This is a genomic window from Paenibacillus sp. FSL R7-0189, from assembly GCF_037969925.1.
GTDB classification, from domain to species: Bacteria; Bacillota; Bacilli; order Paenibacillales; family Paenibacillaceae; genus Paenibacillus_AQ; species Paenibacillus_AQ odorifer.
Map to the genome: position 1 here is coordinate 1,078,991 of NZ_CP150223.1, position 12,998 is coordinate 1,091,988.

The 12,998-nt window shown below is 44.1% G+C and carries 15 protein-coding genes; 2 read left to right on the forward strand and 13 right to left on the reverse strand.

The window, feature by feature from the left end:
- The 10 genes from MKY63_RS04570 to MKY63_RS04615 all read right to left on the reverse strand — a co-directional run bounded on the left by MKY63_RS04570 (position 1) and on the right by MKY63_RS04615 (position 8,273).
- Positions 1-381, reverse strand: coding sequence for a hypothetical protein (locus tag MKY63_RS04570; RefSeq protein ID WP_076224684.1), 381 nt, complete (start codon positions 379-381; stop codon positions 1-3).
- Positions 382-396: 15 nt separating this feature from the next.
- Positions 397-540, reverse strand: a complete 144-nt coding sequence (locus tag MKY63_RS04575; protein WP_155288092.1) for a hypothetical protein — start codon at positions 538-540, stop codon at positions 397-399.
- Between the two features lie 5 nt (positions 541-545).
- A complete protein-coding gene (locus MKY63_RS04580; RefSeq protein WP_036681712.1) occupies positions 546-755 on the reverse strand; it encodes a hypothetical protein in 210 nt (69 codons plus the stop codon).
- Positions 756-812: 57 nt separating this feature from the next.
- Entirely contained in the window at positions 813-1,682 is an 870-nt protein-coding gene (locus MKY63_RS04585; protein ID WP_339811707.1) for a hypothetical protein, read from the reverse strand.
- An 11-nt stretch (positions 1,683-1,693) separates the two neighbouring features.
- Positions 1,694-2,743 (reverse strand): hypothetical protein, encoded by a 1,050-nt coding sequence (locus MKY63_RS04590; RefSeq protein ID WP_339811710.1) that lies wholly within the window; start codon positions 2,741-2,743, stop codon positions 1,694-1,696.
- Positions 2,744-2,755: 12 nt separating this feature from the next.
- Positions 2,756-4,201 carry an ATPase, T2SS/T4P/T4SS family gene (locus MKY63_RS04595; protein ID WP_339811713.1) on the reverse strand — a complete coding sequence of 482 codons (1,446 nt, stop codon included), beginning with the start codon at positions 4,199-4,201 and terminating at the stop codon, positions 2,756-2,758.
- On the reverse strand, positions 4,198-5,262 hold the full coding sequence (locus MKY63_RS04600; RefSeq protein WP_339811715.1) for a hypothetical protein: 1,065 nt from the start codon (positions 5,260-5,262) through the stop codon (positions 4,198-4,200). Before MKY63_RS04600 ends, MKY63_RS04595 begins: the two co-directional genes overlap by 4 nt.
- Before the next feature lie 12 nt (positions 5,263-5,274).
- Positions 5,275-6,024 (reverse strand): SAF domain-containing protein, encoded by a 750-nt coding sequence (locus MKY63_RS04605; RefSeq protein ID WP_339811718.1) that lies wholly within the window; start codon positions 6,022-6,024, stop codon positions 5,275-5,277.
- 174 nt (positions 6,025-6,198) lie between these two features.
- Positions 6,199-7,098, reverse strand: coding sequence for a formyltetrahydrofolate deformylase (gene purU / locus MKY63_RS04610; protein ID WP_036681703.1), 900 nt, complete (start codon positions 7,096-7,098; stop codon positions 6,199-6,201).
- A 65-nt stretch (positions 7,099-7,163) separates the two neighbouring features.
- Positions 7,164-8,273: a deoxyribonuclease IV gene (locus tag MKY63_RS04615; RefSeq protein ID WP_038569120.1), complete on the reverse strand. Its 1,110-nt coding sequence runs from the start codon at positions 8,271-8,273 to the stop codon at positions 7,164-7,166.
- Positions 8,274-8,445: 172 nt separating this feature from the next.
- On the opposite strand from MKY63_RS04615, the gene MKY63_RS04620 reads away from it, so the two are divergent.
- Together MKY63_RS04620 and MKY63_RS04625 are read left to right on the forward strand one after the other, a co-directional pair.
- Entirely contained in the window at positions 8,446-8,907 is a 462-nt protein-coding gene (locus tag MKY63_RS04620; protein WP_036681700.1) for a DUF2621 domain-containing protein, read from the forward strand.
- 49 nt (positions 8,908-8,956) lie between these two features.
- Positions 8,957-9,859 (forward strand): TIGR01777 family oxidoreductase, encoded by a 903-nt coding sequence (locus tag MKY63_RS04625; RefSeq protein ID WP_339813436.1) that lies wholly within the window; start codon positions 8,957-8,959, stop codon positions 9,857-9,859.
- 27 nt (positions 9,860-9,886) lie between these two features.
- Here the strand turns inward: MKY63_RS04625 and MKY63_RS04630 are convergent, their stop codons facing one another.
- Genes MKY63_RS04630 through MKY63_RS04640 form a run of 3 tightly spaced genes read right to left on the reverse strand, consistent with a single transcriptional unit; the run spans position 9,887 to position 12,998 of the window.
- Positions 9,887-11,464 (reverse strand): DUF6382 domain-containing protein, encoded by a 1,578-nt coding sequence (locus MKY63_RS04630; protein ID WP_339811721.1) that lies wholly within the window; start codon positions 11,462-11,464, stop codon positions 9,887-9,889.
- A gap of 18 nt (positions 11,465-11,482) precedes the next feature.
- Positions 11,483-11,992, reverse strand: a complete 510-nt coding sequence (locus MKY63_RS04635) for an A24 family peptidase (RefSeq protein WP_076099045.1) — start codon at positions 11,990-11,992, stop codon at positions 11,483-11,485.
- Positions 11,993-12,017: 25 nt separating this feature from the next.
- Positions 12,018-12,998, reverse strand: a complete 981-nt coding sequence (locus MKY63_RS04640) for a TadE/TadG family type IV pilus assembly protein (protein ID WP_339811724.1) — start codon at positions 12,996-12,998, stop codon at positions 12,018-12,020.

Consider the following 12,998-nt stretch of genomic DNA (forward strand, 5'->3'; position numbering starts at 1 on the left):
TCAATCGAGATACTCACTCATAATTGATCCATGCCCATAATATCGAGTCGGCTGCGAAACCGTAGAAAAATTATAAGGAAACAGATTTATCCGCGGCGCGGTTACATACACATCAATTCGTTGCTTTCGCTCTTGAACGGTGTCTGTACTGCTAGTAATTTCTATCGAAGCTTCAGCAAATCCAATCGCCTTCAGATTTGAAATTACTTCATTCCGCATAGAAGCTGTAACCATCCCCTCTGTTGCTGCTTTTTGTGTGATATAGGACGTATTAGCTTTGACCTGTAAATCTAGCAGATAATCTATGTAGGAGAAGATAGGCTGCAGGATAATAAACAGGACTAGCCACATGAACAATGCCCGGAGGACGGTCTCCTTCATTAGATACGCCTCCTTCTAATACTGTTCCACTTGCTTAGTATGTGAGATGATGTCGTCCTGACTGCTGCCGATCATATGCGTAGCTACCGTGACAAACATCCCCGCAATTATAAATCCAATGGCCAAAAACATAGCGACGGAAATAGAGTCTTTTTTCATCTGATTTATACCGAAACGTGAGTCATGGACATAGTTACAGCAGTTTGGCTAGGAACCAGCGGTTGAGTTAGAGATACCCCCGGGATCGTCGGTCTATTATCATCGGCAGCATTAATCACGTCACGCACCAGAGGAATCAAAATGGCAATTACGATGGCCACACACAAAAAACCGATAGCGATAAACAAACCTGTAGAAATAGCGTCTTTTTTCATTGTTAATTTCTCCCTTTTTATTTTAGGTTTTAAAAATAAGGTTGAATATACAATTTTTCACTGGAACATGCCGACTCCATTAAAATTTCCTTTGATTAGCAAAATGTACTGCATCGCCATCGCAACGATCATCAAAAAAGTAGCAATCGATGGAATAACATTAATAATCGTCGATATATCACCGATGAATGACCATTTTTTTAAATACTGATCGCTGGAGATTTTGGAGATAATCTTGCCTTGTTCACGCAAATAGTTTGCAGCTTCCGTGTCATCATCCATACCTTCTGTAGCCAGTAAAATGGACCGGATGTCATTAATAAAGTGATGGTTATCCGGAAATTTGGCACAAAACCATTCAATCGCCCCCTCCACACCCTCATCTACTGCCCGTTCTGACAGCTCATACAAGTCCTGACGTATATATTGAAAATGTCCCGCTGTACTCCCACAAAAAGCACCAAACTGCACATATCCGCGCTTACGTAGGCGATTATTCTCATAGAGGCGAATGAAGGAGATCAACTCGCCATCTTTTTGAATATTCGTCTTTTGGTGAAGCCACGCCAACACCCAACCAAGCGGAAGATAACGCATCGGACTGCTGATTACGAGAATAAGTAGAGCAATTAGAGGGTCATAGAATGAAAAAGGAACAGATCGGATGAAATTGCTGACGACTTGGCTAAATAAATAGATGATTGCCGCTGAATAACGAAATAGCGTAACTTTTCGAGCTGAAATTGATAAACCACATTCATTCAATAATTGCTGAAATCTATCACTCTGCACGCGTTCACCCAGCGCATTCCACCGTATGCCCAGTCGGACAAGATATCGTTCCTGCTTACTGCTGCTGCTCACAAACACAAGTAATGCGATATACACGATCCCGATCACTGTAATTAGTAGTAATAATCTATCCATAGTTCATCACCTTAGTGGTAGTCCAGTTTGGGTCTGGCAAGAATAGTACTGATCACAAAAGAGATAAAAAGGCCGGAGACGATCACCATCAAAAAGGAAAGACCTGCCGTAGTTTCGAACTGCAGTTGAAAATAGACATCGGGCTTCAGCATATACATAAAGGTTCCAACCGTAGATACCAGCACCAGAAGATTCCCATATAAGCCAAGGCTGATCGCATCTCTACTTCCTGCTTTTACAGTCAAAATCGTCTCTCTCTGCTGCTCCATAGAACGATTCAACAGCATTAGCGAGCTTTTTAAATAACGGGTTCCCTCCTTCTCGGCATAGAGCAAATCTGATATAAACTCTAAAGCAAAGGTGGTGCCAATCGCGCTGGAGAATCTCCCTGCCTCCTCAACAAGCTCCTTCTCATTACTATAATTAGAAAATGCGGCACCAAGCAGCTTCAGAGGACTCTTTAGTACATTTTTATCTGTTAGAAAATCCGCTGTCCGATCAAGGATCGAATCTACCGACAAATGTGTGAATTTGGTGGAGATTTTGACTACATCGAGAAGATCGTAGCTTCCATGTACCTTCCGCTGTGCATAGATGTATCTCATACGAAAATAAGGAATCGTCGCAGATATTACAGCTATAAAAAGCGGAAATCTCCACGCCCCCTGAATCGGCTGTCCCTCATTAAAAGTAATCCCCTCCAAAAAAGGATTGTTAAAACGCAACCTTCCAGGGAGCTCACTAAGTGTCAGTAGTCCTGATAAGAAAACCGCAATAAACAAAATGGCTGTACGCATAACAAAACGCATAACGCTAATGTCCGGTTCATACTTCCGGTGTACGAAATAGAGAAGCTTGTCCAGATGGCGGTAGAGCCACAGCCTTTTTTTAACCGAACTAACTCTTTTGCCAAAAATACTCATCTTATGTTTAATTCGAAAATCGACTTTCTGGAATACCTGCCGTAAATGCCTTTCGATGAGCAGTTTGGTGAGTAACCACAGTCCCCACGCAATCCATAAATGAAGGACAAAACGAAAAATATACAATAGTAAATCCATAGCTGCACCTCCTCACTCATTAAGTACTATCTTAGATTTCAAGCTTTCTTTAAGCGGCTGATCCATCGGCTTTGTTGAAGCAAGTCGTCCCAGCTCTTTTTGGACAATCTGCGTAGCCTGCGCATTTTTCTTAGTCATTTTCAGCATCAGATTTTTCGTCAGCTTGTCATTGTAAGACCAACACATTTCCTGCGGCTCCCAGCGCATAAGATCATTAGCAAACACTGAATTTCTATCCTCTTCGTAAAAGATTTCTGATATTCGCGCCAGCCGCTTCTTCCCGTTCGGAACACTCTCCAAAATAAACACTAGCTCGCATGATTTCAGCGCAGAGATCAAATGCCCCTTAAGACTCCCGCCAATTCTTGTCGACACAGCAAACGCACCTTGATAAGGAATGTCCTCCGAATCCACGGTGTGGAAGGTTCCGGTAATCCCGTCGTATCCTTTTTCCCCACTCCACAAATAAAATTCCCACTCGTTATAACGCATCTCTGTCATATACAAAATATTTGGGTCATGCCGCAGCGACTCTACTCCCACCTCCATCAGTTCCTCATTCGCAGCTTGAATTGGGATAATCCGATGGCCTTTAATCTGATACGGTAAAATGGATTCCGGATGTTTCTCTATCATCACCACTCCCATGCAGGATGAAGAGCCAAGCAGCTGCTCACCAACAATCGTATTGGCAAAGGTTGTTTTTCCTGACCCTACAGCACCTGCAATAATGGTATTGCGAAACGTGGACGATAACGCCCGAATGAACTCAACCGCCTCCGCAGGAATACATTCCGTACCCGCTTGATCCTCCAAATCCAGAAATTCTACAACTTGTCGCCGCAGTGATATCGTAGTAAAACCCTCCCAGACCCTAGGTGATACCCAAATCGCAAGCCGAATAAATCGACCTGGCCAGAGCGGATCATCCATTTTGAACTCCACCGAAGGATTATCCTTGTTCAGCTTTTTATTGGGATCACTTTTTAGTAAGGAACGCTTCAGCTGCTCCACCCGATCCAGTGAAGGCATCTCATACGGATAAGCTATAAACTCACCTTTATGGTTATAAAAAATTTGCTTCCCAATCATTTGTAATCCGGTTGACTCGCTGTATGCACGATCAGTAAACCAACGATACGCTGGTCCAAAGCCCTTCCACTCGTGATACAGCGCCTCTGCCGCCGTTCGGTACGCTTCTGGAACCTTTCCAGTAAAAGGTGTTTTTCGTAAGTACTTCTCAATCTCATTCATAAAAAAGCTAACTGCCTGCGGATCGCCAATCAAAGCCTTTGCATTTAGCTCGAAGTAAGCGTCATCCTCACGTTCTAATCCTTCGTTCATCTCGGTCTTCATTTTTTGTAAAAAAGCATAAAATTCTTCCTTGCCCGGTTTGCTAGTGCGTAACACGCTTTGTTTTAGAGAAAAGAGTGGACGACTCGCGAGAGTTTCAATCATAGAAATATCCCTTTCTTTTTGGCCTCTGGCGCTAATCCCATCGACACCAATAGAGAATGTACCTTATCATCCACATGCTGTAGCTCTTTTTTGCCTAGAGGCAAGCTTTCCTGCAAGGGCTGGTAATACGGTAACTCCAGCAAGATTTCAGTGCCAAATCTAAGGGCCATATTTTTGGACGAAGATATTTCCTCCACATTACTGCGGTTAATGATCAGCTGGAAATCATGCGGACGCAGATCTATATGCCCCGCAAGCTCGAGTAGAGGTTCAAGTCTATATTCATGTTTAGGATGAGTGACAATCATGCGTAACAACGACTTTTGCATACCGACATACCACGCAGCACTCTCGGGAATTGAACCGAAATCAGCAATAACCACATCCGCATTTGCTCCAGCTCTAGCCAAGAAATATTCGATCTCCTCCTCCAGATAATCCTGGACACTCAAGTAGTCGTAATTCCCCGGTAGATACAAATAGCCATCCTGCCTAATCAATTGCTCGAAATCTTCATCATGAATCATCTTCCCTGTAAGCTTGGGGCGCAGTTTGTCTAGACTGATCGTCGCTTTGCGGTCATACCCGGGGTCATATAAATCCAAACCAAGTACAAGAACACGTAGACCTGCCGCAGCAATTCGTCTTGCGAACAGCTTCGCCACACTTGTGCAACCAATGCCTGGACCTGAGCCAAAAAAGCCAACCAAATTGCTCCGTTCCTCGCCATCCTCTTCCAGGATAAAACGAATCTTCTCTAGCACTGCTGACGAGGTAGAACGAGGAGGAATAAAATATAGACCTAAGCTTTCACATAACATATGCACAGCTTGATAGCCCCGAATTCCCTTTTGCAGATATAAATACAGGATCATAGAGCTTGGATATTTGTATCGCAGCTCGCTAAGCGCTTGAACAGGTACCTGGTCACTAGTAACCATTAACATATGACCTTCGGTATGCGCCGGATCGGGATACACGTTTTGTGTAACTACATTAAATCCCGCGTTTTTGATATCATTAATCGTTAACTGATCTATGCCCAGACTAAATATTTTCAAGGCAATCTCCCCCTACTCTACCCGTACGATCCACAGCTTTTTGCCCTGCTCCAAAAATTGCCCTAGCCTTTGACCCTCATTTTTCTTCAGCTTCAATTCTGGTGTCGCCACCTTGCCAGTAGAAGTGAATCGGTTATTGTTGTTACCTTTCTCAGAATCCTGCACATCATTATTGTCTTCTGTTCGCACATAGTTCACGGTAACTCCAGATAAGAAGATCTCTTTAGTAGGATCGCTAAGCCAGCTTTGTTCTTTCACCTGCTCCTCGTTTTCTTTTTCCCCTGTATTTGAAACGAGCGCCTCTCGCTGCTTCTCTCGATCACCTTCTACAAGATAAATGTCTACCTTATCCCGGCTTCGCAACGAACCATTAATGGCATAGATGGCTTCCTTCGGAATAGGAAATATACCTTCATCCCGCAAAGGCTCTAAATCACTAACATCCACCAGTGATGCTGTCAAAATACTACCGTTAGTCAGATTCACATTCGTAATTTTGTGCTCCACTTGTGCGATTTCCGTAATTACACCAGAGGGTATATCCTTGGTCTGAACAGAATCCAGATACAAATCACTTGCTTTCAGCTCATAATTTTTAGGTAGAGATTCCCCAGCTCCCACCTTAACTTTGACCACGGTTTGGGAAAGCACGTAGGGCTTGAAATAGAGATCATAACCTAGCAATCCCCCGAATCCAGTAATCAAAATGAGACTTGCGAAGAAATAATTACGTTTTAACAAACGTCCCCGCTGTAACGACAAACCTTCCACCTCCTTAACTACATGATTTTTGAGAACGACAAAAAGCACCTTGGCATAAATGCCAAGCTGCTGGTAAAATGCTTTTTTACCTCATAGAGATTTAGAGAACTATTAAATTAAAGGGTTCCGGTGAAAGCCCTCGGGCATAATCGTTGCTTTCACCGGAGAATACCTTTATTTAAATACTACAGTTTTATTCTGATGGACGAGAATTCGGTCCTCGATATGCCATTTCACCGCACGAGCCAGAACAACACGTTCAATGGTACGTCCAATCCGTTTCAGCTCAATAACATCATCACTGTGGCTTACCCGCTGTACATCCTGTTCAATAATCGGTCCACCGTCTAGTTCTTCAGTAACATAGTGAGCAGTTGCCCCGATAATTTTCACCCCACGTTGATACGCTTGGGCGTATGGATTGCCGCCAATAAAGGCAGGCAGGAAAGAGTGATGAATATTAATAATCTGATGGCGATAATGCTCAATAAAGGACGGCGAAATAATCTGCATATACCGTGCCAATATAATAACATCGATATCGTCTCCGATGACCTCTAACTGGCGTTTTTCTGCTTCAGCCTTAGTATCCGCTGTGACTGGAATATGATGAAATGGAATGCCAAACGACTCGACATAAGATTTCATATCCAAATGGTTACTAACGACGAGGGCAATATCGGCATCGAGATCGCCCGCTTGCCACTGCCAGAGCAGTTCAACAAGACAATGGTCTTCTTTAGAGACGAATATGGCAAGTTTCTTCTTATGACGAACATTAAAGATCTTCCAGTCCATCTTAAAACGCTCCGCCACTCCGCCAAATTGAGAGCGAATCTCTTCCAGACGATCGCCTAATTCAGGTAGGTCAAACTCGACTCTCATAAAGAACATTCCACCATCTGGATCCATCGTATACTGATCCGACTGCACAATATTTGCGCCATGCTGATACAGAAAGTGTGATACAGCCGCCACAATTCCCGGTCCGTCAGGACAGGAAATGAGCATACGTGCCCGGTTGGAATAATGCTCGACACCTGACGAATTGTTTCTTTTTACGTGTAATTCCATGACCCTCTTCCCATCCTCTCATCTACATACGCAATCTGAAGTATAGCTTAAGCGTTCACGAGCACTTATTTGCCTGCTAACCAAGCAATTAAGCGATGATTAATAGCTTCCTCGCTTAGCTGCGGGAACAGCTGGGCAGCGACAACTTCATCGTATAGACGCTCCAGTGGTTCACGTGGATCAGCTTTTTTAGCTTTGGCATCGTTCTTCAGCAGCTCCCAGACATTAAGTACATATTGACGGGAATCGATCTCCTGCTTGGCAAAAAATTCACGTAATGTTTCAACATCCTGCACGAATTCCGCTCCAAATCGTTCAGCTACATTACCACGCAGCAAAGCGATCTCCACCTCATACATCGGACGTTGTGTCTTAGCATCTTTACCAATCCATGGGGTCTCCAGAATGAAAGGCAGACCTTCCAGCTTTTCATGGTGTACGATTTTGTTAATCGTATCAAAGCCAATCCAACCCGAGCCAATTGGAGTGTGACGGTCTTTGCGAGCGCCACATGGATTTTTACTGTCATTAATGTGGATTACACCAAGACGGTTCAATCCGATAGTCTCATCAAATTTGTTGAGAACACCGTCCAAATCATTAACGATATCATAGCCAGCATCATGAATGTGGCAAGTATCAAGACAGACCGACAGACGTTCGTTATGTTCGACCTTAGCAATAATAGAAGCTATCTCTTCGAAGCTGCGGCCGATCTCTGTTCCTTTGCCAGCCATAGTTTCTAGAGCGATATGCACTTCCGTTTCGTTCGTGCCTCCAAGCACCTCATTCAAGCCATCTGCAATCCGCTGAATACCATATTCAGCATCTTTATCAGTGAACGCACCTGGATGTAATACAATATGCTTGACCTCAAGTGCATGGGTACGGCGAATTTCCTCTTGCAGGAAATCAACAGCCAGTTGATACGTATTCTCTTTATAGGAAGCGAGATTAATAATGTAAGGTGCATGGACAACAATCTCCTCTACACCATTTTCTTTCATAACTTGCTTCCCTTCGTTGGGATACATGGCATCAATCGGCTTGCGGCGCGTATTCTGCGGCGCTCCTGTATATATCATAAACGAGCTGGAACCATACTCATTTGCTTCATTTGCTGCGGTCAAAAGACCCTTGTCCGAGCAAGACACGTGTGAACCTATTTTCAGCATACTTCTTCCCTCTTTCCTTCACGAATTAACCCCTATTCTACCGTGATCGGAAAAATAAATCTAGACGAGGCCAATATGCCGGGTTCTGCTTCGCAAAACTTTGGAAATAAGCTATACTTTAATATGAGAATAATTCGTGTGAGAATCCTCATTGCCAAAAGGTGGTGTATGCATGTTTATCCAATCAGGACTTGGTTTATTATCCACACCGAGCAATTGGTTTATGAACTCTATCGCTTTCTGGACATTTATGCTGCTTGGTTCCATGTGTATCGGCGGTTTTTTTATGTTCCGCAAATTCCTAAAGGTCCTGCCCAAAGCTGATGGAAAGTCAAAGCTAGACTGGCAAAATTACTGGGTGGAACGTAGCCGCCCGCTCTGGAGTGACGAAACAAAGGCCTTTTTGGACCAGCTTGTTCAACCTGTACCTGGGCCATTTCGTGATATTGCGAAGCATTCTATTGCTGCCGAGATCGGAAAAATCGCAGTCGAGAGCAATGCAAAAGAAGTTACTCGCGATCACTGCATTAAAGGTTACATAGTTGCCACACCGCGGCGCGATAACCGTTTTCTTGTCAATTTTCTCGAAAAGAATAAAATCGACTACTCTGCTTACCAGCATTTGTTTAAGTAAAATTTTAATGAATTGTACGATTTAGAACGGAGGCCCTCCTTTGAAATATGTGATATGTGGCGGCACCGGTTTTATAGGTAGCGAACTAGCAAAATACTGGCTGCAAGCAGGTAATGAAGTTGCTATTGTAGGTCGGAATTTACCAAAAGACGCAACAACAATTCATCCTAAGCTGAGTTACCACACCTGGGACAGTCTAAGTTCTAATCCCGCTCCAGTGGAAAATGCAGCTGCCCTAATTAATCTCTCCGGAGCTTCCCTTAGCCAGCGCTGGAGTCCAAGTCGCAAAAAAGCGATTATGCAGTCCCGACTTGCAACCGTTTCCGCAGCAGCTAAGTTAGTAGATCAAATGAAGCAAAAGCCTTCCGTAATCATTCAGGCTTCCGCCGTGGCGATTTACGGTACCTCTTTAGAGGATACTTTTAATGAGTCCTCACCAGCCCAGGTCATGGATTTCCCTTCAGAAGTAGTTAAGACATGGGAAGAAGCTTCAGATGAAACCTACCATGATATCCGCGTGGTCAAGCTGCGTACCGGAGTTGTGCTCGGCAATGAGAGCGGAGCATTCCCCAAAATGAAGCTGCCTTATTTATTAGGTTTTGGCGGAAACATTGGCTCTGGAAAGCAGTGGCTCTCTTGGATCCATCTGACGGATATCGTCCGTCTAATTGATTTCTGTACGCAAAATCCAACGATTAACGGACCTGTTAATGCGACTGCTCCACATCCGGTAACGAACGAAGAGTTCGGCAGAACGATTGGCAAAGTCTACAAACGGCCGCACTGGTTCCCTTTGCCAGCCTTCCTGTTAAAAACAGCAGCCGGAGAATTATCCGAAATCTTACTCAAAGGTCAGCGCGTCCTGCCCGCAGCTTCATTAAATCATGGCTTTGACTTTACCTTCCCTACACTTCAAGTCGCTTTAGATGATTTGAAAAAACAAAAATTATAGAGCCACATTCATCCGGAGAACTCACCTTCATACTGTATGGAATGTGTAGCTTCCTTTTACAATTTTAAATGTGGTCCCCTCTGTTAGTGGATACTCTTTATATGGGACCATGGCTTCACCTTGAAAAAGCGTTCCATTTCTGGAGTCAAGATCCTTCAGAATATATCCGCTGGTGCTTCTAGATATCTCAGCGTGTACTCTAGAGGCGCCTTCTGATCTTTCCACATATTGAGCCACCTCTGCCGATCGGCCGATAATGAAGCTAGTTCGATTTAACTCGATCATCTCTGCCTCTTCGCCCTCCTCACCGCTTCTTTGGAGATAAGGAATACTCCGATCCAGCTTTTCGATTTGTCGTCCTTGCTCAGGCGGCTTCTCCTGTGATAATAAGGTTGTTGGAGCTATTGCTTCTGGTGCTTTAACAGAACTTTGTTCCTCTGCTAGTGATTCATAACGGGTTGCCGGAACGCTAGCTGCTGAATCCGAGGATTGCGGAGTTATCTTTGGAATTGTTGCTGGAGAACGCGTAGAAGTCACAGGGTTCCTGCCAAAATTCCACTCCAATTCTTTTCGACTCGGATTACAGTTAGTATCTTCAGAATCCTCACCCAGGCCATCAACATCTTCTTTACCAACCTTTAGCCTTCCGCTCCAAACCATCCAGCTTAAAACAGCCAATACAATCGTCACAACTCCACAGACGGCAAGCCATAACGGCTTGGGACTATCCAAATATAGAAACTTCCACAGTAGTGCATCGCCTAATAGAAACCCTAGCACTATATAGGTTCTTGAGCTTGAGGCTTGTGGATTCGTTACCTGCTCATCCTCCAAGCTTAGAGACAGGCTCTCCTCCTCTTTTATCTTAAGATTAGGATAGCTGCTGATCCAAGGAGTAGCAGTCGGCTGCAGCTCCAATTCCTTATCTTCGCGATGCTCATATATTTTTCTTAATGGTGGAGCTGCTGCCTCTTTCACTAGATATTCTTTTACGCCTTCATGAAGCTGTCTTTCAGGTGTAACGGGCTCTCTTTCTGTCAGCAACTCTGATAAAAGAATCTTTAAGCCAGCTGGAGTAAATCCCTCTTCACTGCAATATTGCAATAGTCTTTGCACACCACTGCCAGTAAGCTCTGTGATAGATGCCATTAACACCATAATCAGTGTCTTGAGTGACTCTCCAAGCTTTGAAACAGACTTACTCTCCTGAATGGGTATGTAGGTTAGGTATACTTTACCGCTCTGTAACGACCCTTCAATAAAAATGTAATCTGCATGCAAAGCATACTGTTCCGCCCGCAGCATATATAACCTGCCATCTTCCATGCCTTGGGCAATTTGCAGCAATAACCCGTAAAACGAGTTCATACTTAGCTTCTCTCCTTTGAGTAGATGACTAAGCATTTTTTTGCGTAAAACAGCGTATTCCATAGTAACCTTCATATCTATTTCTCTAAGTAACAGCCTCAAATGATGAGGAATGTCGGTGTTCATCAGCATGCGTGCCTGAATCAAATTAAGCTTCTCCGCAGGTATTCCTTCGGGTTCACCAAGGATCATATATATACCATCCTGTTGTATAAAATCATGGGTTAATCCGAACAACAAACATCAGCTCCCGAACTAAAAGTATAGATAAGCGCATATGGAACCAGGGATAACAGCCAGCATGAAAGGGAATTTCAACAGTTCACTATCGTTATTTTTTAATAGTAACGGGCTCTTCCATAAAATGAATCCAGAAATTCTGCTGATGATCTTACGCGAACGACTGATCGCCTCCCGTCTCTTTAAAACAATTAGCCAGCCTATTAAAGCTCCAAATAGTACGGAGTACATCACGACTTGCAGCGTAAAAAACATCCCTGTCCACGCGCCGATTCCAGCAAAAAGCTTAACATCCCCCGCGCCAACCGCCCCTATTAAATGCATGATCAGAAGGACTGTAAATCCTACAGCAGCTCCCCCGAAAGCCCTCAGCAGTCCATGCCAGCTATTTATCACCCCTTGTGCAAGCAGACCAGTGAAAAAGCCTGACAAGGTGATCCAGTTTGGTATTCTCATCGACTTTAAATCTGTAATTAGTGCCGCTGCTAAAAACGGTAGACATCCCCAAAATGCCCACTCTGCCATTTATTACACTCCTTTTTCCACCCTTTCACTTCACTACTGTGAACATAACCTCAACAGATCTACCGTCATCCAGTTGTATAACAAACGGCCACGAGCCCGGTGTGGTATTTACGCCAATTTTCCATTCCCACTCGATATATCCATCTGCATCCGCTTGTTTCCAGCCTAAATATTTGGCAGTACTGCCTCCGCTCTTATAAAAGACTGACAAGCTGGCAGAAGCATCCGGCGGTATTCTGGCACGAACCTTGCCTTGCTTATTCGCTACAGCCGGGTTCGGCTTTTCTAAGATTTCAATGAATTCTTCTGGTTGGCCAGTACCGTTCCCCTCCTTGGTTGTGCCTTCTCCTGTATCCCCGATCCAGAGACGTTCAACAGCACTTGCTTCTAATACAATAATTTGGTTTAGAAAAGGGACTTTCATCGGCAGCTTATAACTAACCACTAGCCCAAGGTATGGACAAGTACCCTCATTTAGCTCCGGCACTATAACATTGGATACATGAATTCGCTCATAATCCAGTAAATCTGATGTCAGGTATGGTTTCAATAAAGGTTTGATCGCAAGATCAAGTACACTTTCACTGGTCTCTGCCTGAAGCTTCTGCAACGGTCCCTCACCACTTTCTAAAGCGGACATAACCCACTCATTTAACGGATTGGGTAAAGACTCAGCATAACTATTGCCCCAATCAGTAAGTGACAAGCGAGGAATAGTCCAATTCAGGCCAGCAGAATGATCACTGTCATCCCACCCTGAATCATCACTTACTTCGCTGGATGTTCCCCATTTCTGCACCGCCAAAGCCGCAGGATACATATGAGTTGAAATAGACTTTACAGTGTCTGATGCTGTACTTTGCAAAGCTGTCGAATACAAGGTCATCTGTACGATAGAAATCAGGAACAGGACGAATAGCAGGAAGAACGGAAGAATCATCGCCGCTTCTACTACCATGCTACCTTCTTCCTTGTCCTCCTCTCTGATTCCATACCCATCCCCCAT